At 44.1% G+C, this 21,592-nt stretch carries 16 protein-coding genes; 6 read left to right on the plus strand and 10 right to left on the minus strand.

The genetic code is table 11. The features are described from left to right. The first annotated feature begins 106 nt into the window (after positions 1–106). From ACO6V5_RS07770 to ACO6V5_RS07780, 3 genes are all read left to right on the plus strand, one after another. A complete protein-coding gene (locus ACO6V5_RS07770) occupies positions 107–367 on the plus strand; it encodes a pyocin activator PrtN family protein (RefSeq protein ID WP_422133605.1) in 261 nt (86 codons plus the stop codon). 115 nt (positions 368–482) lie between these two features. Then, entirely contained in the window at positions 483–1,259 is a 777-nt protein-coding gene (locus tag ACO6V5_RS07775) for a type IV toxin-antitoxin system AbiEi family antitoxin domain-containing protein (RefSeq protein WP_422137886.1), read from the plus strand. Positions 1,260–1,276: 17 nt separating this feature from the next. After that, positions 1,277–2,203, plus strand: a complete 927-nt coding sequence (locus ACO6V5_RS07780; RefSeq protein WP_422413967.1) for a nucleotidyl transferase AbiEii/AbiGii toxin family protein — start codon at positions 1,277–1,279, stop codon at positions 2,201–2,203. A gap of 40 nt (positions 2,204–2,243) precedes the next feature. Here the strand turns inward: ACO6V5_RS07780 and ACO6V5_RS07785 are convergent, their stop codons facing one another. The 6 genes from ACO6V5_RS07785 to ACO6V5_RS07810 form a co-directional block, all read right to left on the minus strand. Further along, positions 2,244–3,425, minus strand: a complete 1,182-nt coding sequence (locus tag ACO6V5_RS07785) for a tyrosine-type recombinase/integrase (protein ID WP_422413965.1) — start codon at positions 3,423–3,425, stop codon at positions 2,244–2,246. A 722-nt stretch (positions 3,426–4,147) separates the two neighbouring features. After that, entirely contained in the window at positions 4,148–5,392 is a 1,245-nt protein-coding gene (locus ACO6V5_RS07790; protein ID WP_422441790.1) for an AAA family ATPase, read from the minus strand. Between the two features lie 607 nt (positions 5,393–5,999). Further along, complete coding sequence (locus tag ACO6V5_RS07795) at positions 6,000–6,659, minus strand: transposase (RefSeq protein WP_422133599.1); 660 nt, start codon at positions 6,657–6,659, stop codon at positions 6,000–6,002. Between the two features lie 48 nt (positions 6,660–6,707). After that, positions 6,708–8,021, minus strand: coding sequence for a group II intron reverse transcriptase/maturase (ltrA, locus tag ACO6V5_RS07800; RefSeq protein WP_422411757.1), 1,314 nt, complete (start codon positions 8,019–8,021; stop codon positions 6,708–6,710). 148 nt (positions 8,022–8,169) lie between these two features. Next, positions 8,170–8,307, minus strand: a complete 138-nt coding sequence (locus ACO6V5_RS07805; protein WP_422133597.1) for a hypothetical protein — start codon at positions 8,305–8,307, stop codon at positions 8,170–8,172. A gap of 278 nt (positions 8,308–8,585) precedes the next feature. Beyond that, entirely contained in the window at positions 8,586–9,143 is a 558-nt protein-coding gene (locus ACO6V5_RS07810) for a transposase (protein WP_422137881.1), read from the minus strand. A 217-nt stretch (positions 9,144–9,360) separates the two neighbouring features. Between ACO6V5_RS07810 and ACO6V5_RS07815 the strand changes: the two genes are divergently transcribed. Next, complete coding sequence (locus ACO6V5_RS07815) at positions 9,361–9,720, plus strand: hypothetical protein (RefSeq protein WP_422133595.1); 360 nt, start codon at positions 9,361–9,363, stop codon at positions 9,718–9,720. An 801-nt stretch (positions 9,721–10,521) separates the two neighbouring features. After that, on the plus strand, positions 10,522–11,238 hold the full coding sequence (locus tag ACO6V5_RS07820) for a hypothetical protein (RefSeq protein WP_422133594.1): 717 nt from the start codon (positions 10,522–10,524) through the stop codon (positions 11,236–11,238). A gap of 207 nt (positions 11,239–11,445) precedes the next feature. On the opposite strand, the gene ACO6V5_RS07825 is transcribed toward ACO6V5_RS07820, so the two are convergent. Together ACO6V5_RS07825 and ACO6V5_RS07830 are read right to left on the minus strand one after the other, a co-directional pair. Further along, the gene (locus ACO6V5_RS07825) at positions 11,446–12,681 is read right to left on the minus strand and encodes a lytic polysaccharide monooxygenase (RefSeq protein ID WP_422137878.1); all 1,236 of its coding nucleotides are present in this window, start codon (positions 12,679–12,681) and stop codon (positions 11,446–11,448) included. A gap of 183 nt (positions 12,682–12,864) precedes the next feature. Then, entirely contained in the window at positions 12,865–14,133 is a 1,269-nt protein-coding gene (locus tag ACO6V5_RS07830) for a hypothetical protein (RefSeq protein ID WP_422411760.1), read from the minus strand. Positions 14,134–14,633: 500 nt separating this feature from the next. On the opposite strand from ACO6V5_RS07830, the gene ACO6V5_RS07835 reads away from it, so the two are divergent. Continuing rightward, a complete protein-coding gene (locus ACO6V5_RS07835) occupies positions 14,634–16,034 on the plus strand; it encodes a hypothetical protein (protein WP_422411762.1) in 1,401 nt (466 codons plus the stop codon). 255 nt (positions 16,035–16,289) lie between these two features. Here ACO6V5_RS07835 and ACO6V5_RS07840 read toward each other — a convergent pair whose 3' ends face one another. After that, positions 16,290–17,336 (minus strand): hypothetical protein, encoded by a 1,047-nt coding sequence (locus ACO6V5_RS07840; RefSeq protein ID WP_422137877.1) that lies wholly within the window; start codon positions 17,334–17,336, stop codon positions 16,290–16,292. A 420-nt stretch (positions 17,337–17,756) separates the two neighbouring features. Continuing rightward, positions 17,757–21,323, minus strand: a complete 3,567-nt coding sequence (locus tag ACO6V5_RS07845) for a DUF4116 domain-containing protein (RefSeq protein WP_422411764.1) — start codon at positions 21,321–21,323, stop codon at positions 17,757–17,759. Between the last annotated feature and the right edge of the window lie 269 nt (positions 21,324–21,592).

Here is a 21,592-nt window from a genome sequence, read left to right on the forward strand (position 1 = left end):
ATCACCAATGAAACCTGGGATAAAGGTTTGCTAACTGAAAAAATAAATCTATTTAGCAAGCCTCACTTTAACCCTCACTAATACCCAATGTCATAGTCTGAATATTATGAATACTGAACTGATGCTCTTTGCCAAGTACGAGAAACCTTACGTCCGCCTCGAAGAGGTATGTGACGAGTTTTTTGGTTTATGTGAGAAAAAAGCTAAAGCAGCGGCAGCTTCCCAACAACTACCTGTACCGGTAGTGCGGCTGACTGAAAGTAGGAAGTCGCCGATGATGATTCGGTTGTCAGACTTGGCCAACTATCTTGATAATCGGCATCAAACCTATAGCAGTACTTGGGAAAAGGTTAGAGGAGTACGTTGATCAAAACAGCGCAGTTTATGATATTTAATATATTGACACCTTAGGTATTAATATCTGCATTTAGACAAACCTGTCTGTTTGGCATAAGATATAAATTAACACCTTGGGTATTAATATGTCATCTAAAATAAACTGGCTAATAAACCATACCTCTCCGGGCTCTCTGGTGCTCCAACAATGGCTGACGGAGAACGGTATACGTTATTCCCTAGCCCAGAAATATGCCAAAAGCGGCTGGTTGAAGAGACTCAGCTCTGGTGTCTACTATCGTCCGGAACCCAGTGGCAAGATCAAACCTGACTGGCCGGACGCATTGCAGGCTCTTACTCAACAGTTACAGTTGCCAATACACCTTGCAGGGCTTAGCAGTTTGACTCACCAGGGGCTTAGCCATTATCTGCAACTGAATTCAGAACAGGTCTGGGTTGGGACCAGAAGCAAGCAAATCCTGCCCAAATGGTTTCGGGAGTTTTCCGAACAGCCCTGGTTATATAGTGGTAACCAAAAGCTTTGTGAACTAACTGACAAAGATTTCACTACAGTAACCGTAAAAGGAAAGGAACTCAGAGCCAGTCGCCCGGAACTCGCAGCTTATGAAGTGGTCGATGCTATCGGGAAAAATATTCGTTTTGAACACGCCGCCGAATTATTTCAGGGTTTAGTTAACTTGAGCCCAAGAAAAGTGCAGTCACTTCTTAATCGCAGTAATGCTGTTCAGACCAACCGCATATTTCTCTTTCTGAGTGATTACTATGGCCATCAATGGTTTGGCCGTCTTGATGAATCTCAAATACAACTCGGTTCAGGTAAACGTCAAGTAGTGACTAACGGTCGATTCGACGAGCGTTACCAGATCACTGTTCCTCAATCTCTACACTACCCTGCATCGTAAAAGAAGATCAGACTAAAATGGACAAAAAATCCGTTTATTACCAACAGCTGTCCCTGTTGATCCAAATGCTGCCAGTTGTGGCAACCGAGCCTGTCTTCGCCCTGAAAGGCGGAACAGCCATCAATTTGTTTGTTCAGAATTTTCCTCGACTTTCTGTAGACATTGACCTTGCCTACCTTCCTCTCGAACCAAGGGATGAAGCACTGAAAAATGTTCGCTCAGCACTCGAACGTATAGCTGAGCGGATTAATACGCAGCCTTCAACCAGTGCAGTGCTTCAGGACAACCGACAAGACGAATTAAGAATTATTGTTACTACAGAATCCGCAACCATCAAAATCGAAGTCTCTCCTGTTGCCCGGGGTACACTGCATGACCCAGAGTTGCTGCCTGTGGTTGAGTCAGTAGAGGATGGATTTGGCTATGCTGAAATACCTGTTGTCAGTCAGGCCGATTTATATGGAGGAAAGCTTTGTGCTGCTATGGATCGCCAGCACCCTCGAGACTTGTATGATGTACAGCGAATGCTAAATGCAGGTGGAATTTCCAGAGAGATATTTACTGGCTTTCTAACCTACACACTGAGCCATCCACGCCCCATACATGAAGTCATGTCACCACGCTGGAAAGAGTTGGAGCAAACGTTTTACGATGAGTTTGCCGGTATGACGAAAGAACCAGTGGAATTGAACGAACTAATAGAAACCCGTTCTCGTATGGTGGCAGCCTTGCAAGCTCACTTCACCGAGAGAGACCAGGATTTTCTATTATCTTTCAAACGAGGCAAGCCAGACTGGACACTGTTTGACGAGCCTTCTGCTGCAGAACTTCCCGCTATCCGCTGGAAGCTAAAGAATATTCAGCGGTTGTCAAAAAACAAAGACAAGCATCAGCAGCAGCTTGAAAAACTGGAGAATACACTGAAGCAGTGGCTACAGGTTTAGAAAATATGCACTGACCACAGCAGGCAGAACTTTAAGTTTCTTACTCCGTTCCCCATGAAAGCGACATCGAAGCCTTGAGCAACTGCCTGTTCACCAGCTCATTTTCAGCCCAGTAATTATTTTCTATTCTCTTGCACTGCCCCCATAAATCCGGTGGCTCTTTGTGCAAGAGGTGAGTATAGCGCCGCAGATGCTCCCAGGTTTTATGACCACTACGAAGTGCCACTTCAGGAATCGACATATTTTGCTCAAACAGCCTTGATACACCTTCGTGCCGAAAGGAATGAAACCGGATATCTGGAAACCCAAGCTCTTTCGTCCAATAGGAAAAGCGCACAGCGATAGATTTTGCCTTATAAGGAAATATCCGGTCTTCCCCCTCGAACTTTGGCTGCCTCTCAATAATTTCAAGACACTCAACAGGTATGGGCACTTTTTGATGGTTCCCGAATTTATTGTTGGGGTCTTTCCTGTCTTCAATGATCACAAGCCCATGCTCCATATCGAGCTGACTGTACTTGATGCTACAAACCTCTCCCTCACGAAAGGTGCTGTATATGCTGAACATCATGATGTGATGGTGAGGTATGGTTCCAGTTGGTTTGTTATAACCAGCCAGTAGTACCTGATATAGCTGAAGTATCTGTTCCTCAGTAGGCCGTATGTCGTGCCGTCGGGATTTTCCCACCAATCCGAGCTTCCAAAGCTCCTTCATCACTTCATCATTAATAAAACTCTTGAAGTAAATTCCTACCCTCTTTTGCCAGCTGACGGCACGCCTCAGTAGAGAGACATATAAATGATTGGTCGATGGAGTAACCGTCTCCAGTCGTTCATCGAGGATTTTGATTAAATCCTGCTCGGTAATTTCATTTGACCTCTTCTCTGCCAGCCAGCTTTTCTCCCAAAATTTGATCGCCTGCATATCCCGATAGCTGATCTGCTTTTCTTCTGGCAGGGTACCCTGTTTTAGCCTGTAATGTTCAAGGTAAGATTTCAGGGTAATATCGCCGGTTCGAGACTGAGCCGCCTCGTACTTTGGTTCCTCTTTTTCCGCTTCTCTCAGCATTTCCTTTTCAACCTGTTTTGCCCAGGCACGTCCTGACGGCTTGTCCGGAAATGTCATCTGTTCTTTGGCTACGAAATGCTTTTTCATGACCTGAACGATGAACTTGTAAACAGTGCCTTTCTTCCGCTTTCGGGTGTCGCAATAGATACTCATCAGCATTACCTTTCAAGCAAGTTTTTGGGAGTAAATTTGGGAGTAAATGCTGATGAATTATAGGTGTTTCAAGGGGTTTTATAGTTCTCAACGGTAATCAGAATCGCAGTAAAACAAGAGGTTAGAGTGACAGGAAGGGGCGCTTAACTTGATGTGGTATGAGTTTCATGAGATGAATTTTGATAATGAAAACAAAGATTTAGAAGAATGATGTGAATTTTGGGGGCCAATTTCACTGGTCCCCAAGCTTAAAAAATCGGGTGTTATTGTGCCTGATGGTGGGCAAAAGGTTGCTTTCTGGAGGGCATTCCCTACCCGGTTTTGTTAACCCCGGAATGATAGAAGAATAGAAAAATCATAGAAAAATAGGATAGAAAAATCATCCTGAAAAATAGTGAAAAATAGGACATCCAAAAAAGAGAAACAGAAAAGGAAACAGTCTGACTGCTGTATCGTCCTAGGAGGCCGACCGAGAATAGCGCCCGTAGCGAGGACGGCAGAAAATTGAGGATGAAAATTCGGTTTTGTGAGGAGAATAGCGAGCTATTTGACGAACAAAAGCGGATTTTCAGACCAATTTGCTGCCGCCGCAGTAGGGCAGTCTATTCTCGGTCGGCCTCCTAGCAGAGGAAAATGCTAATAAACAAGCCGGGGAATGGGTCATGGTACCCCTTTTTGATGAGCTTTTGCCGGGAGCTTGAGGATTCGCCCGTTGCAACTGATCAGCGGTATATGTCCTTCCAGGCATCTGATTCATGATAAGCTGACTGATACTGATAATCCTCCATAGCTGCTTTCAAATCAGCCACGGAAAACTCCATCAGCTGTTCAACATCTGCAGTAGGATGAGCAGAGTTTGCCCCTTGAGAAGTTATAGAGTCCTCCTGTGGAGTCCCATTGTTACCGTCAAATTGTGCACCAAATTCTCTGGCGAGCCGACACTCTTGAGCAGATTGAACACTCTCAAAAAAGTTCCTGATACTTCTGGCATTAGCGAAATGTTCACCCTCTTGTTTTTTGATGTCTAATAATGTTTCTTTACAAATAGTGACGGCATCATCTGAGAGCTGATAACCGTTGTGATCACACATTTTCTGGAATATCTGGATTAACTGTTCATTTTTGTAATCATCAAAATGGATCTTTATTGGCACTCTGGATTTAAACCCCGGATTAGACTCAATCAATTGTTCCATCTGCTTATGATATCCAGCCAGGATGACTAATGTATTTATTTTAGGGTCTTCCAACATGACCAATATTTTTTCGATGGCTTCAGTGCCATAATCACGATCTGAACCGGGCTTGAAGAGACTGTATGCTTCATCGATGAACAGTACCCCGTTTTGTGCTGAATTAACCAGCGCCTCGGTTTTGATAGCCGTATGCCCAACATGTTCTCCAACCAGCCGGGATCGATCCGCTATAACGATTTTGTCTTCTTTTATTATTCCGAGTTCATACAAAATATTTGTTAACAGCCGAGAAGACATGGTTTTTCCTGTACCCGGATTACCTGTAAAGAGCATATGACCACGGGATAAATCCTTGCACTCCAGGCTGGCATTTCTCCGCATTTCTCGAACCATCATTTTTTGTTGTATTTTTTCGACGTGTCTTTTTAAGTTCTCTAAACCGACCATATTGTGCAACTTTTTGAGTGAGCCAGAGTCGACATGTTGTTGTCTTTCAAGTTGACCGCTTAACAGACGATATTCCGTGCGCAACCGGTTTATTTTTGGTTGAACGAAAAGTTTGTGGGTCAAGACACGAGTCAAGATCAGAGTACCTATTGATATAGCTACCGCTTTGCCTTCTCCAACATAGTTTCTGCTAATCTTCAATGCTTGCAGGCTAGTAGTAAGGCAAACTGTGCGAACAAGCCACTTTGAGACAGAAGTTTCACTGATTTCGTTTTCCAGTTTATCCAGCGTCTGCTCAAAATTCGGTGGTGAAACTGGTTTCAATCCATTACCACCCTGCCAGGTAATCGTGAACATAATTATCTCCTTTTGATACAGTATATTTATGCGAAGACCATGTTATCAATAACGTCGGCCTTCGCATCATTTCCAGTTTAATTAATGTATACATAAGTGACAAGAATTGCAGTGACAATAATTACAATGACAAAGATTAATACACCTTCTAATTAACAGCCTGCGCAAAATCTTATTGAATTAATTAAATCGAATGACATTGACTGCATTATTTCTGACCATGGACCAGTGAGAAATCTCCTCTCGACAACCACATTGTTAGTTAAACAAACTAATTTGTTATGCCTATTGACATATTGAGCAGCACAGATGTCAGTTATGTGAGGATTTTTAGTCTTATGGTGTTGCAGTGCTATAACAGGGTGAGTCGTCCGGAAAAGGATCCAAACCGAATAGCGTGGTGTTTTATCCAAGCGGAGATTTTTGGATATCTGTTGACTGTCGAAAAGATGCAGAGCGCTCTATAGGGGGCTTTGTATTGGCAACGAATGATGTGGACGATAAGAAAAAATAGGACATCCACATTGAAAAAAAAGCAGGGAAAAACAGGACATCCATTAAAAAAAGAGCCTCGTCAGCAAAATCTGTGGGGCATTTCTGGTTCGGGCAGGTTGCCCAGTGCGTGATATAAAGCGATTTCTGCACATCTATAGGTTCTGAAACCATACGATTTTCTCGTAGTGAGTTTTATCTTGGTGTTCAGACCTTCCACAATTCCGCTGGAAAATGCTTTTTTTGCCCTGAACCAATTCAGGATCAGTGGTCTGTGTCGCCGAACAGTTTTAGCTACTTTCTTCATCGGTTCTATCTTTGACCGCATGACTCTTGTACACCACCGGTCCAGATACTTTCCTGCCCAGTGTGGTGATATGTAACTCCAGAACACTTGAAACTCCTCTCTGAGCAGATAGGCCCTGACACTTTTGAGATTATACTGAAGCACTGTATTTAACTTGATCTCTTCTTTCTCGGTCAGGTTTTCCTTCCGTTTCAGCAGACACCAACGGGTCTTTTTCAAAACAGGCTCATAGCCATCAGCCTGAAGCTGTTTGTGTTCTGATGCCCTGACCTCATCGATGGCCTTGTTCAGCATGGCCACAATGTGAAATCGATCCAGAATATGCAGCGCCTGATTGGCAAACTCGGCGATCGCCTTTACATAGGGCTTCCACATGTCAGAGCAGACATACCTCACCCGCTGTGTCCGAGTAGAAGAGGCCGTTGCCGACCTCAACCCTCGCAGACCCGGACGAGCGCAATTAACGCATCCGGTTCCTCACAATTATTGGTTCACTAGCCGACGACCATATGAATACCGATGATAGATTTTCGGCGGTGCCAAGGGGAAGCGATCCAGAAGCAGATTGAATTTCTCCCACGTGATATGGCTCTTCTGCGAACGCCGACTGAGCCACTTGTGCCAGATTTTCTTCACTCGATGTAGGATCGTACTTAACGCTTTGGCGTTGCCCGTTATTCCGAAGTATGCGTAGTGCCCCCGAAGCTTCCGGTTGAGCGCTATATATTGTTCACCCAATGACTTATGTCGGTATTTTTGACAGTATTGGTTGAACGACTTCAAAGTTCTGGCAATTCGCCCTTTTGCTGTTTTCTGGTAAACAACAGTATTCCCTCTACGGGAAGTTCCCCAGAAGTGGGTAAACCCGAGGAAGTCAAAGCTGACCGGATTGCCGTTGCGTTTGTTTTCTTTCCGGCAGTAAGGCCGAAAGTCAACGCATCGCGTTTTCTCCGGGTGCAGTGTAAGTCCAAAGCGTTCAAACCGCTTTGACAGCACTGCCTCAACCTTGTTGCAATCTTCATGAACCGAAAATACCATGACAAAGTCATCAGCAAATCTCGTCAGATTGCATCTTCCACGCATCCTTGGCTGGACTGTCTGAGTGAACCAGTTATCCAATACATAGTGAAGATAAATGTTGGCTAGTAGCGGTGAAATTACTCCGCCCTGTGGTGTTCCCTGCGTCGGGTAGACAAGCTCCCCAGACTCAAGAATACCTGCCTTCAACCATTTATCGATCAGTTTTCTTACTACGCCATCAGCCACTCGTCTGGCTAGAAACTGTCTTAGCTGACCATGGTCAATCGTATCGAAATACTTTTGTATGTCCACGTCCAGCACCCAGTAGGCACCATTTCTCATAATGTTTTCACGCAGACTACACAAGGCTTCATGTGACGACCTTTGTTTGCGAAAGCCAAAGGAGCCGTTATAGAAGTCTTGCTCGTAGATGGGTTCCAGTAGCATAACCACCGCTCTCTGAGCAATTTTGTCTTCGAAAGTGGGTATGCCCAAAGGCCGTTTCTGACCGTTTCCTTTATCGATGTAACTCCGCTTCACAGCGGGTGCTCGGTAGCGACCGGATTTGATACGATCCAACAGATTCAGGAGGTTATACTCCAGCTGTCGTTCATACATTTCAGCCGTCTGACCATCTACTCCTGTAGCGCCATCTTTACGGGTCAGTTGGTATGCCTGATAAAGCCACTGATAATCCATGTGATGATTGAGAGAAGTGAAAGCCATGGCCGGGTTGTCTCTGGCCAGTGTGGCTATCCGTTTCTGTTTCGTTGACACAAACACAGGTTTCTGAGCACCTCTTGTGTTTCCCACAAACGGGTCAATAACTATGATGTCCCCTTTCCTCGTCCGGGTCCTCCTGAGCAGAGTTCCCCGTTGTCATCAGTACTATGGGACACTAAGACTTCCAGTACCTACTGCCCGGTCACTTATGTATTCGCTTCCGGGTTCCTGCATGCTGCTTCATGTTTGCTTCATCGGGTTTAAAGCGATACCTGATGACCGGGTTCTGTTCAGCCATAGAACCAATGGCGATTACACCCAGGTCAATACTGGACCTCACAGGTTCCTGAGAAATCCATCCTGTACCTCTGCCCTGCTCTCCGATCCCGGTTAGGTTGATGTTGCCTTACCGTAGCGGCAAACCAATGCTGACCCCATTTCCTGAACAATGAAGTCCACCAACAATTGCAACATTTCGAGACTCAATCACATGGCTTTAGCACCCACTGTCTACGCTTCACAACCATCGTTACCCGCTGGCTATGCAAGACTCGTTTCCGGCTGATGGTTAGTCTTTGCCGGGCAGGAGTTGAACCTGCTGGATTTCAATGAATGATTTCAGTTCATGGAACCTCCCACATTCTCAGGCTTCGCCTCATCCAACAACGCCTGACTTTTAAACCGCCCTTCCCAGAAGCGACCTTGGCAGCCATCTTCCTGGTTAGCCTCACGGGCAAGATATTCGTTCAGGCAACGCATGAACCAGCTGATATTCGTTAAACGATTTCGATACTCTTCAACAAATTCATCCAAACGAGCCAGTTCCGAATGACTCAACTGGTCAGCAGCAAGATATCTCTGAACCAGGAGCGGCCCTGTGAAAAGCCTTGTCCATCGACTCAAAATTTCATCTCGTGTCCACTCTCTGGCAGGCTTCTGATTGATATGCAAAACCACATGATAGTGATTCGACATAACCGCATAGGCGCAGACTTCTATAGAAAAGATTGAAACCAGTTCCCTGAGCTTATCTACAACCCACTGCCGACGGTGCTCGTAGTTTTTGCCCGTTAAATGATCCTCTCCGCACAAATATGCTCTGCGTACGCATCGAGCTATACAGTGATAATAAGGCGTACAACCTGGGTCGATCAGAGAACTTCGCGCACGGGTCATAATCTCTCCTGCCGGAACTAAAAATCAGCGACAGGGAACAGAATTAGACGAGCTGGCTTGTTTGTCAAATATAAGGATGTCCTATAATCACCCATAATCACTATCACTCATAATCACCATTGTAATCATAGTGGCACACCAGTAACTGGCTATCTTAGAAGGATGATCTATAAAGAAGGTGTTTATAGGTAGTTTTTCATTTTAGGAAGGCATTTTGATGCATACGTTTAAAGCTACTGGAGTACTGCTACTAATTTTAGTTATATCTGTTAAAGCCAAATCTGACCCTCTGGAAATATACTCACACTACGGCTATGAAATAAATCCAACTCTTGTGTATTTGGTTATAAGCTATCCTTTCATTCACGGTCTTCTTGAGCATCTGTACGCGCTGTCAGATAACTTTATCTTTGCACTAATGCAGCTGGTTTACAGAAGTTCATCAGATGCTGTCGATGAAAGAAACATGATTAATATGGAAAGAAGGTTAGCCACTACATTAGATCGTAATAAAACTGTCAATTACTTCAAAGAGCGCTTATACAAAAATAAGTGGTGGGCTAAAAAAAAACTATAGCCACCTGAATCAGGTAGCTGGATGTCTCTACTCTCCAGCCCCCAAGCACATCGACATTCGGGTCCGCACCGGGGTAGGTTCATCGAGGATGGTTAAAGCTGACCCATAAGCCCTCCAGAGAAACAAGCCCAAGGTTTGAAAGACAAGAAAAGTGTCGTTCAATGCCTCACTGTACAAGGTAGATGTCGCTTCGGCAATTCTACAGGCTATGGAAAATCTCAGAGAGCAATACAGCCGTGTTGTTGATGGTTAAGCTTATGAGACTCCTGCCAATCAGGTGCAGCCAAAAGTCATCATTCAAGACTTTTGGCTGCGGCCATTTTTTTTGAACCACCAAGGGTGTTCTTGTCTGTTGAATGGCGATCGCTGATGAGAGAGCTCCTGGTGGATGTGCCTGCAGATACGTCGATTTCAGCAAATACTCTGAGCTCTTTTATGCAGTTGGATTTAGCTAAGTAGAATTCTGAATATGAGCTAGTACATTGGATGTTCCACATATGCTTGTAACATTGGATGTCCCACATATGTCTGTTGGATGTCCCACATATGACTTGAGCTAGTACATTGGATGTCCCATATATGCTCTCTCAGTTATTGAGAGTCATGAATCAAAAGAGGCGACATCTATCCTGACACAGAGGGTAAGTTAAACCTCTTGGTTCTTGGCGGAACCCTTGAGGTTAGCTACCGAAGCCTCGGTATGACCTATGCGAGTCTCCCCGGCATAGCCGGGGGTTTACCTAATGATTAATCAATTCTTGTATAATGTTCTATGTGATAAGTAATAGCGAGGGTCAAATCATGAAATCAATCATCTCCTTTTTAATTTCTCTGCTGCTATTTTTTTCGTTTTCTTTGTTTGCTGATTCTTTTGTATTCGACAATCCGGATGAATACACTATAGAAGTATTTGATGGAGATTCACTCATATACGACCAGCATGATAGAAGCATTTATCTTGATCGAAATCCTAAAACCAATTACTTCATAGTAAGAGTAGACAAGTTCACAACTCCTATAAATCTAGTATTAAACACTTCTTTAAATGAACAGTTCTATACAGGAGGTTGTAATTATAGCTTTACACTAAGTAAAAAAAATGGATGGGCTTTTGAGGGCAGTGATTTTCCTTGCACAAAAGGCCAGGACCATTTAAAAGTTGATGCTCCTTTATTTATCATCCGAAATGATTCGATTGACCCAAGTGATCCAACTAAAAAAGGAATCAATGTCTACCCAGCAATTGCCGCAACTAAAAACGGTTTTACCGCTGATAACCAACGAGGGTTTCTCTATCCAGGAGACACCAGACCTATTACTGAAGACAATATTATATTAATAAACTTAGGTATAAAACGTGGTTCAAACATACAATTAGGATTTTTTGATCCTGGCATTCCTGGCTATATAGTTTGTGGGGATGATGTAATGCCTTATACCGGTCGATATACATTCACACTGACAAAAGATAAAAAATGTATCATTGCAAAAAATATTAACCAGGTAAAAGCTTACTGATTATTGGAATGTTTAAAAATGGGAGTCTCAGTAATTTAGCTGTCTTCCGGTTGCACACCATATACAGCTGAACATAGGCTCCCATGTTTTGATCTGTATATTCTGTTGACATCAATTGCCATTTTTGATGGCCACCGGATTGATAGCTACAAGGTTTTCTCAAAACCGTCAACAGGTCAGGCAAAAGCCCGACCTGAATCAACGAACTTACTTTTTCATCCAGGCCTCGGACCAGTGTAAACCGGTTCCCGGAGCATAATACAAAGTAGACTGATTACACCAACCAGAGTAAGGGAAAGGCTTGCACTGATAGATCTCACCATCTGTGCCAAGGACAACTGAACCAGGCTGATAGCTACCTTTACCTTCCGGATACTTATATTCGTAATTCGGTGTCGGAGAGGGTGTGGGAACGTTATCTGCTTTTATGACGGAAGTGGATGCTGAGTGTTTAGTGTCAGGAGCCCAGATACGATTGCTGAACAGGTTGTCTTCATCATACATCAAATGATTCATCTCCTGATGCCAGATACCAATGAAGGCTTTACCCTGATTGCGATCATTCACCTTCAGTGCCAACTCTGTGGTCCAGAGGTTAAAGTCGGCATTGCTGCTGGTAATGGCAATCTGCTCATCCGCCACTTCTTTACCTGTGCCGTCAAAGAGTCGGAAGCGGACCCTATCACCAGCTTCAGCAATATCGTGCCCGGTACTCACATAGGTTCCAACATTCACCAGCTCAGGTGAAGGATCCGGATCTGGAGAAGGTGTTGGAGCTGGTGTCACCCCATCACTGCTGAAAGCAATGTCAGAACAGTTATAGAAGCCTTCTCCTGCAGGGTCAGCGCGTTGCCACCGCACATAAAGAATACCGGTACCGCTTCTTCCTTCGGGAATATTGATATCCATCTCGAAATACCCGTTCACTACGGGCAGGTCATCATGGCTGTTGATCAATTCGAGATCGGACCAGTGCAACCTTTGTAGGGAAGAATCAAATCCGGGTCTGGTCAAATAAATTCGCCAATAGCTGGGGTTGTGAGGTGCAGTTGCCCTGAATCTCAGTGTGTGTGTACCGGCAGACAATTCAGTCTTTTGCCATTGCGAGGACGGAATATCCATGCCCGCTTTAGCGGCAGAGCCAGCACTGCAAAGATTACCATCTGTCACAACCGAGCTGACAGCTGCGTTATTATTATAATCAATGACATTGGCAGCAAACTCATTTTTCTGCACAAAAGGGTATGTACCAGACTCCAGAAACGCAGCACGACAAGCTGCATTGGGAATCGTGGAGCCATCCTGATTACCCCAGTAACCCCCATCATCAGCACAGATTGTCTGCCTTGCTTTGGGGAATTCAGTCCAGCCATGACCAATAGCCATACTGGAAAACACTGCAGTGGCCAGCGATGCCAGCCCGACAAAAGAAGTTTTTATCATTTTTATTCTCATCTTTATTTTCTACCCAGACAAAAGCCATGGGATATAAATACGACTTTCAAATACTAATATTAAGACGATGACAATAAAACTTGCGGATAATACCTACTGAGAATTATTGTCAATACAGAATCCGCAACCATCAAAATAAAGTGATGCTGACCCTATTTTGGCCATGTTATTCTACCTCTCACTCTGAACCTCTCTCTCCAAAACAGACAGTTCACAGGTATCAGAATTATAGAGAAAAACATCCAGTTCAAGTCCTAACTTTTTTTTCACTAAGTTCCGGAACAACTTACAGTCTTCTGAAATATAATTAACAATGAGACTCGATAAACCTGCCTCAGTATTTTTTCCATATTTTTTTTCATATGATGATAAATTAACGACCATTCCAACAATGGATTTTTTCGAGTATGAAATAATAAGTTCGTTTTCTAGAGGGCATTTTTCCGAGTTATACTTTAGATCCAATGAATCTTGCAGTGCAGAAATGGACTCCTTTTTAAATTCATGACTCCCCGTTACCGTTCGGTAGTACCCTCCAAAACTGGTTTCCAGCTCAAAGTATTTTGCTTTTTTTGCTTGTTCATTTTTTAAAAAAAAGTTTAAGTCGAAGGCTTTCTCGGGTATTGAAACCCGAAGATCCTGACCTGTAAGCCTCGAGTAAATATTCTGTAGTGCAAAGTTAAAGTATGTGTCCAACATTAAAGAAACAACTTCTGCTCCGACATACTGTTTATCTATTATCTTTAAGAGCTCATCTTTTACAAATTCATGCTTGTTTATACTCCACTTACAAACTTCGCCCTGATTATCCAGTAATCGTGTATACACATCTTTCGAATATATAGCCTTTACTTCGCACTTATCACGCTCAAGAAGAAAACCAATATCTCTGAATAACTGAGTTGGAACATTGGGGGACATATAGCTTACTGATGACACTTGAATGCATTTTCTATGCTTTAGCTCATCCACCTCTAAACTTACTCTGTCATAGCCTGAACGCAGACCAGTTTTTCTAATTTCGAATCGCTTGGGATTTTCAAGCATTTTGGCAATAAGTTTTCCTTCCTTGAAGGCTTTTATAACTTTACTTTGTTTGTAAGCATTACTGTTACCAGGCAGCTTATCAGGCTTACCTACGGACAGTGCAGGCTGCCGTAACAAGGCAGTTTCATCTTGAAGCCATTCTGTATAAGGCTGTGTGGGTAAAAGTTGAGCATCTATATTTTTATGCGAAGGAGAACTATGCTGCCTTGCAACAAAATATTCCTCTAATTTTTTTCTTGTCCTCATGATTCCTGGTTTGAATTTATCATCATCTTTAAGGACAAGGTTTTTAGGTGAAGGATCCACTGTCACAGGAGAGTATGCACTTCCATCTCTCGTTTGGGGCGGTGCCATAGTTGATACAGTTGATAATGGTTTGATAGATGAATCCATGATTAAGCCCTTTCTTGATAAAATGAATGTTTAGAGCCCTAGTCTTCAAGAAAAGTTCATAACAGCAACGACAGCACCCCTAACAAAATCCCTCAGAGACTGCCCGGTCACCTCGCTGGACCGCCAGAATCGAGCCTTTTTTGGCGTCTGACTGACAAATCTTTGCACTGCATGCCACAATTCTGTGACCATGATTAAGTCATGACTCCCAGAGCAGAGAGTATTTCGACAATTCTTTTACCAGGCCCCTTGACTGAAGCTGTACGATAAACTCCGAATGGTAACTCCAGACTCCATGAACAAAAGCTTCTGGAGCAGAGATATGCTTTAACAGAGAGCAGAGATTAGAAATACTTACCAATGACGCCTATTGTTCACATTTATACTTAAGTAGTACTTCAGCAGGTTATTTTTATCATGACTCCAATTTTTTATTTACCTCAATTCCGGAGAATAAAAAGCAGAAAAATACTTCTCTGTGTCCTGCTGTCTTTTTTTTTGTGCCTGCCGCTTTTTCTGCCTGGGAGTTTAAATATTCTCGTAGCCTTACGAAATACTGCAATGAAGCAGGCACCAAACTGAAGGAGGACAGTCCCTATCAGTATTTCCTGTGCATCTCAAAAAAAAAGAACAAAGCATCTACGATTTCAAAAGCTGTGAGCCAGGTCATGCCTGTTCCGATGGTGGCTGTTCCAATCAACACACCGGGCGAACAACCAGGCTCTGATGACGCTGAAATTTATTCGGGCTATACCGAAATTGTTATAACCAATACACTTGCCGCAACATCAACCTCTTCGTCTTTAACTGTTTTAGGCGCCATTAGCCTCAATAAAAGTCGTGTGGCCATCAGTGAAAGCGAGCTACCCACACAGGCTCCCCCTATAGCAATAAAAAATGCCTTAGAAACTTTCAGGCAATCCACTGTCTTTAGCGCAAATCCTGATGGAACTCCAATCTACTTTACAACTTCGGCTGTTCAGATGAACTCTGAAAGAGCCAGAACTATTCATGAAGAGATAGGAAAAATAGTAAAACACCTGGATGATCTTGATGAACTAAACGAAGAAATTCCACATTGGATCAGGAGAGTCTGGTTAATGATCCGAAGTTACTATCCGACTTTCACTCGATTCAGCCCTGCAGGGGCATTATTTGTTTCAATATTTTCACCGCTCTACACAAAGCCACTGGAAAACACTTTTACTGACTATATAGAACAACCTTCTTATAACTTCACAGGCTGCCGTGTTTTTGTCATTATCAACACTGAAAGGTTAATAAGGGATATGTACCAACAGGGCGTATTAATTTTTGATCCTAAAAATGGTTTTCCGCTATTGACCAGCGCCAATACGGTGAGAGAATTTGCTTTATCAGCCAACAAATCTGTGCACTCATTTAAGACTAAAGGCGAGTTCATTAGCTTTTCAGACAACTCACTCCAGTGTCAGTGCCCCATTTGCAGCAAAACAGGAAGGCATGCGGCCAGTGCATTTGGAGGCTGTCTGGTTGATGGAATAGTATTACCCAATGTCCTTTTCGTTAATGTCATAGATGAAGTGCGTAATCGACTTGACTCACCTATTGGCAATATATCAGAGATTGAAATGTATGTTCATAACATCTCTGACCCTCGCTTATTAGACCGACCTCTAAAAACCAGGCTCTATAATTTTGTAAATTTCAGTTCTTTTGATGACACGAATGAAAAATTCTTTGGGCGGCACTCCCCGTGCCAATGTGAAAGCTGTCCGAATGTACCGACTAAAGAGTCGGAAGCCTCTGCAGTTTTAGTGACTTTTATTGTGAACGGATTAGTCTTTGTTGCTGCAACAGCAATGGCTATAGCCTGCAACAATGGCCTGAGACGTGTAATCATACATGCCAGAGAACGGTAATCTAAGTACTCAACCATACGAAATCATATTTTCTGACTTATTGTTCAGGCACTCTGACTGCGTTGCAACTCTGGTCACATAGCTTGCTATGTTCGCGTCGTTGCGCCTTGCAGAGCACCTGCCCAATAAGCCAGAAATATTCGATTCCATATGGCTGAGTACTTACATATCTTTTCAGTCAGACTGCTGATGTTTGCCAGGTCGATTAGATAAAAAGGCCCTCCAGAGACACGATGCGGGTCATGTAATAGAGTGTTATTTAAATTGTTCAGGAGAATCAATCCCAAAATGATCATCAGGCAGAAGCCACTGAAGCTGCTCATCCGATACGGGTGGTTCAGAGTTTAAATTGTCTGTATGACCCAAAGTGCTTTGCATTCCTTCCAACAGCAATCCGAGGTCACTCTCGTTGACTATCATCATGCCCATTCCATAATTAGTGAACAAAGTGACCGTTTGATCATCATTTAAAGCAAGCAAAATCCAGATGTCAGAGTGAGGTTCTGGTAATTGATAGGTCGAGGTTCCATCTGATATATAAAAACGTCCCAGAAAGTTCCATCGTCCCTCTTGCAGGAATCTTAAAATCCAATCCTGCGGTTGCAGATACATCATAGTCCAACCCTGCGGATTGAGATATTGAGTAAGCCACTTCCATTTCCATGAACCTGTCATGTCAAGCACCGAGGATGGCACAACACAGGACTCAATATAAGAGCCAAATGTCATGTGCTCAGGAACAAAAAGATTGTCAATACTTTTCTCATCTCCCCTATCATAATCCAGTAAATAGCCATGCAATCGTTTGACCAGACTATTGTCCTCTTCCTGACGGGCCTGCTGTTGTCGCAGCATAATGTAATAGAGATAAGCAAAAAAACGCCTTTCATTCCTCAGTTGCTTCCAGTCATAGCTCGCCAGGTCAGCTTTTATTTCAATGGACAGCCAGCCAATTCTGATAAAGAAGGTTTTCTCAAGCCGATCTAAATCAACATCAGTGATCTCACCTGCCTCCATAAGGGCAAAAAAAACTGTCAGATCTTCCGGACTGAACAAGCTGGCATAGCCTTCACTATCTCCCCCGGGAAGGTTTCGGTGAATATGTCGCTGCATGAATTCAGATCTTTCTCTGAATGTTTGTATTTCATTGCTCAACCTCTCATTCAGCATGACTGGCTGACCTGTTAAACAGTTATTCGCAACGCTCAGTATATTTGCGTTCATTATGCTATCGTCGTCTGTTTTATCATTCAATAGCTCTACCAGCACTTCGCAGAACCCACGCAAACCCTGACTTGACATGTTAGAACTTGTTTCTAAACATCTGGCGCAAACGCCACCCACTGCCCCGAGGTTTGACAAATGTTGGCAGTCAGGACAACTGGCGTTAACCTTTGGCACAGACAGCGATAAAGTTACTAATAGTAATGCAGTGAAAAGTCGCAGCATACAAAGATGCTTAAATAGTCCTGCAGTTTCTCTCCAGGGCCGATTGTTAATGTTCGATTCAGATTGCACTTTATTGTCTCTATTGACCGGTTGAATAAACGGAAGAGTTTTAAGATTCCTGCCACGCTGGTTTGCAGTAAGAACCAGGCAAGGCAGACATGATAAATAATAACAACGATTTCCAACGGTCGCTCAAAGTTATCAACGCATTATAAAGCTCAGATGTGTTTTACGTGATGACAGTATAGTGAACTAGGACTTATGCGCCGCTTTCTAAATAAATTCACGAACTTTACTGTTTTTTTCAATTGCTGACCTGACAAAGACTGTATCATTTTTAAGCTCATCATCCGCATAAATGAAAGCACGAGGATGCTTTTTAATTAATTTCAGCAAATACTTGCGATCATTCAATATCTCTTTACTGGCATATGATAAGAAACTAATGTCGTCGGCAATGACTCTTTGAATAAGGTGCTTATCGCTTCGGATTCTTTCACTTGCATCATTCAGAGCCATTGGGGACTTTGCGATAGCGGTCATTACAACCTCATCATTGTCCCGAAGTTCCGGGCTGGCATATTCCAGGTCGCCCGGATGTTCTTTAATGGTGAGTAATACAAAATCTTTATCACTTCGAACCCGTTGGCTGGCATAGGTCAGCCCATATTCCAGCAGGATGTTCCTGACCTTTTCTTTGTGATCCTGAAGCGATTGACCCGGTGAAACAATAAACTCCAGATTGTAAGTATGAGGTGGCTTGATAACAAAGTATTCATTTCTCAGATGGCTATAAAAATGCTCAAATAATGGGGTAGCTTTTCGGGAACCAACGAGTAGGAGATGAAATAAAAATTTCTTGCAGTTGTCCTCACCGATCCCTTCATTTATTAACATTTCCTGAGGATTCTCCTTTGATTCTGCCAACCGTAGACTGTCATCCATAAACTGCTTGTGGTGGCTGCTTAATAACTGGCACCAATCGGGAGCGCTGTGGAAAAATCTGAAATAGAACATTGAAAAAAGGCAATGCTGGAAGGCAAATCTATCAGCTTCTGCAAAAGAATCGCTATTAAGGCGTTGTGCAAGAAAGTTAAAGTTCCACTGATCTCCACCAAAAATGGTCGTATTGTGCCTCAAGTGAACTTCCACCTCATCAAGAGCATCATCTAACACTGCGATCAATTTCTCAAAGGCATCCTGCATAGTTTCAGTGGTTTTCATTCGGGGGCATTCGACGATAATTTCTCCCGCTACGGCATTGCTACTTAGCTTCATGCCATCAGCATTTTTATCCAGCTCGATCGCTTGTAATAACTGCACCAGAAACCACATACGCTTCAACCTGAAGGGTTGATCACTGCCATCAGGACTATAAAACTGGTCAGAGAATGTCAGCCGCAAGGTTCGTTTTTTTCCACCCTCTGCCTGTTCAAGTAACTCAATGATACCCACATGATTGCCAAAATTCAGGTTAACAATCACGGCATCAACCATATTGACGACAGTTGCATTAATCCGCATTTTTTCGATGGCTGCTTTGCAGGTCTGATTCAATAGCGCCGTTTTATCGCCCGGGGGTGAGCAATCAACATAGGTGACTTCCTGTTCAGTAGAGACTTTGCCCTGACCAGAAGCCAGAGAGACCATTGCCAACGCTTTTACAAAGCGCTGATGCAGGGCAAAAATCAGGTCATGAACACTCTGAACCTGTTCAGCCTCCAAGGGATGGAGTGCCTGGAGAGAAGATTGCAGATGATGGCAGGTGGCCATCCACTGACGAAACATGTCCGGACACAGTTTCAGTGCTTCACCCGCCTGCAGGGGAAGAATGATACGCTTTAACGCTGATCCGATGGTCTCTTTCAGCGTCCCGAAACGGTTAATCAGTTGTGGTAATTCATCGTGCAATGACTCGAGCTGGGGTGAAAGGTGCTCACCCGCCAGTAACAGGAATGCCCGGTAACCTCCCAACAGTGCTTCAGCTCCCTGAAGCAGCAGGGTTACGTCATCCTCTGTCTCTGACATTATCTTTAAGCGTTCTGGAGACATGCTTAGTTTTATTGGATCTGCAAGACAATCCAGTCCGCCGCCGGGGGCAAAGAATGCCAACAGGCGGGCATTTTGATCCACAAGCCATTGAAACCCGCTGGCAACTTCACGGAAGGTCCCTTCAGGGGGAGATAAATCATCCGCTGACTTGCCGGTTCTTACTGATGGCACATCAGAGAATCCAGAGGATTGGGTTCTGTGACTGACCAGTTTTCCAGTAAGGTCACCGTTAACAATAAACGCGCGGGGCATACCGTCAAAGCGGGCGCAGACCAGCGTGGCTTGTTGTTCATCCTGGCCCGTCAATGTCAGGCACTGGTCACCGGCCAGCATTAAAGGTATTTTTTTCTGTCTCAGGAGGATCGCAACATGATCATTGAATCCTCCAATAACAAAGACAAAACCCGCAATCCGCTTCAGGCAATCAGGCTCAAGCATCCAGTCTTCAGCGTGTCGTGCCACGACAATGGCGCCGTCTGGCATAGAGTCTGCCTTTTGTTTTTTGGCCAGCCAGAGTGGTCCGGTGCAATAGCCTTCGCTGATGCCCTCGCCACTGGCAAGGGTTTCTTCGGGTTCGGCCATGGCAAAATCCATGCCCCCGGAAAGTCGGGTAATTGGGCGCACCTGCAACAGGAACAGACGACCCTGTTGATCGATGCCAAACTCCACATCCACAGGACAGAGCAACAGGTCTTCAAGTATTGCCACTGCCTGCCTGAGTTCTGAAACCAGGTCATCACTGAGTCGTTCCCCAACACTGTCTGGTTTGCCAACGATATTATGAATCTCTGTTTCCGAATAGCCGTCGTTATCGCTATTCCTTTGCAAGATAAAGTGACTTGAGACCGTCCCGGGAAAGTAAGTCACCTGGTCAGCCCCTCCCCTTCGTTCAATATTGATGCGGTGAGGCATGTTAACGGACTTGCCAGCCACTGCGCCTCTGGGCTGACCGGATGAGTACTCAACCCTGATGGTATTATCCTGGAGTGATTGAAAGCTCATGGCTACACCGCCACATTGGCAGACAATACACTGTTGGATGATCAGTGCCATAGGTTCCGGTATACCCCCATGACAGACTCCAGGCCTGTAACCTGAAGCCATAACCTTAAGACAGGTGCGCAATACATCATCTTCTCCCTGAATTTCAGAAAGGTATTTGCCCGCCTGGACATCGCCGTAGTTGTCTTCATTGATACCAGAGCTGCGGACAATAACAGGCTGCGATAGGGATGGCCCGCCCAGTTCAAAGCGCAGATCCCTGATTTGTTGAGCCGTTTCTGAATCTTTTACCTGCTCGTAAAAGTCATGACTGGCAACAAATTTTGCCAGCCCTGTCAGCCAGTCAACCCATCTGGTAGGCTCTGAATCCAGCCAGCCAGTGAGGTGCTTCCTGATATCCACCAGGCTGGTTTCTGCCCCCAATTCAGCCACTATTTCAGGAAGGTACGGGGCTAAACGACGGTTATCCAGTGGCTGTTGTTCAAGAGCATTCGTCAAAGAGGCTGCAACACATCTGAAGGGTGGGACTGTCAGCCCTGCTTCCTGCATACGCTGTAAAAACATACCCTTGCCCCCGAGCTGTTGCCGGTCGGGGAGAGAATGGTCAGAAGAAACAGGAAAAGGTTTACGGCAGATGCGCTTGGCTAATGGTTTTGTCTCGGTCAGAGTGTCATGGGGATCAGTACCCTTTAAATATCTCTTGGATGGGCTTTTGGCCCCGTTATTTTGAGAGGGTTGAGTGGTCGGGCTTTGATAATCAGGACTGCCAAATTGAGGATTTAGCATCAAGATCTCCAATATAACGTCTAATGTTTGTCCATGACTTAATGGCTAATATCTGTGGTTTTCAGTGATCATGGTGCCAAAAAGTTGGAAAAGAAAATCATTCATCCCGGTTGGACAGTAATATTTCTATAAAGTTCAACCGTTACAATGAAGTAGTTAATTTGGTCATTATCATAAGTACCTGGCCATCACCGGAGCCGATTGATAAGCAACAAAAAGATTTACGTGAAGAGCATGAATACGGGTTAACAATTCATGTTGAGGAATAT

Source organism: Endozoicomonas sp. ALD068 (genome assembly GCF_049310145.1).
In the GTDB taxonomy this organism is placed as follows: Bacteria; Pseudomonadota; Gammaproteobacteria; order Pseudomonadales; family Endozoicomonadaceae; genus Endozoicomonas_A.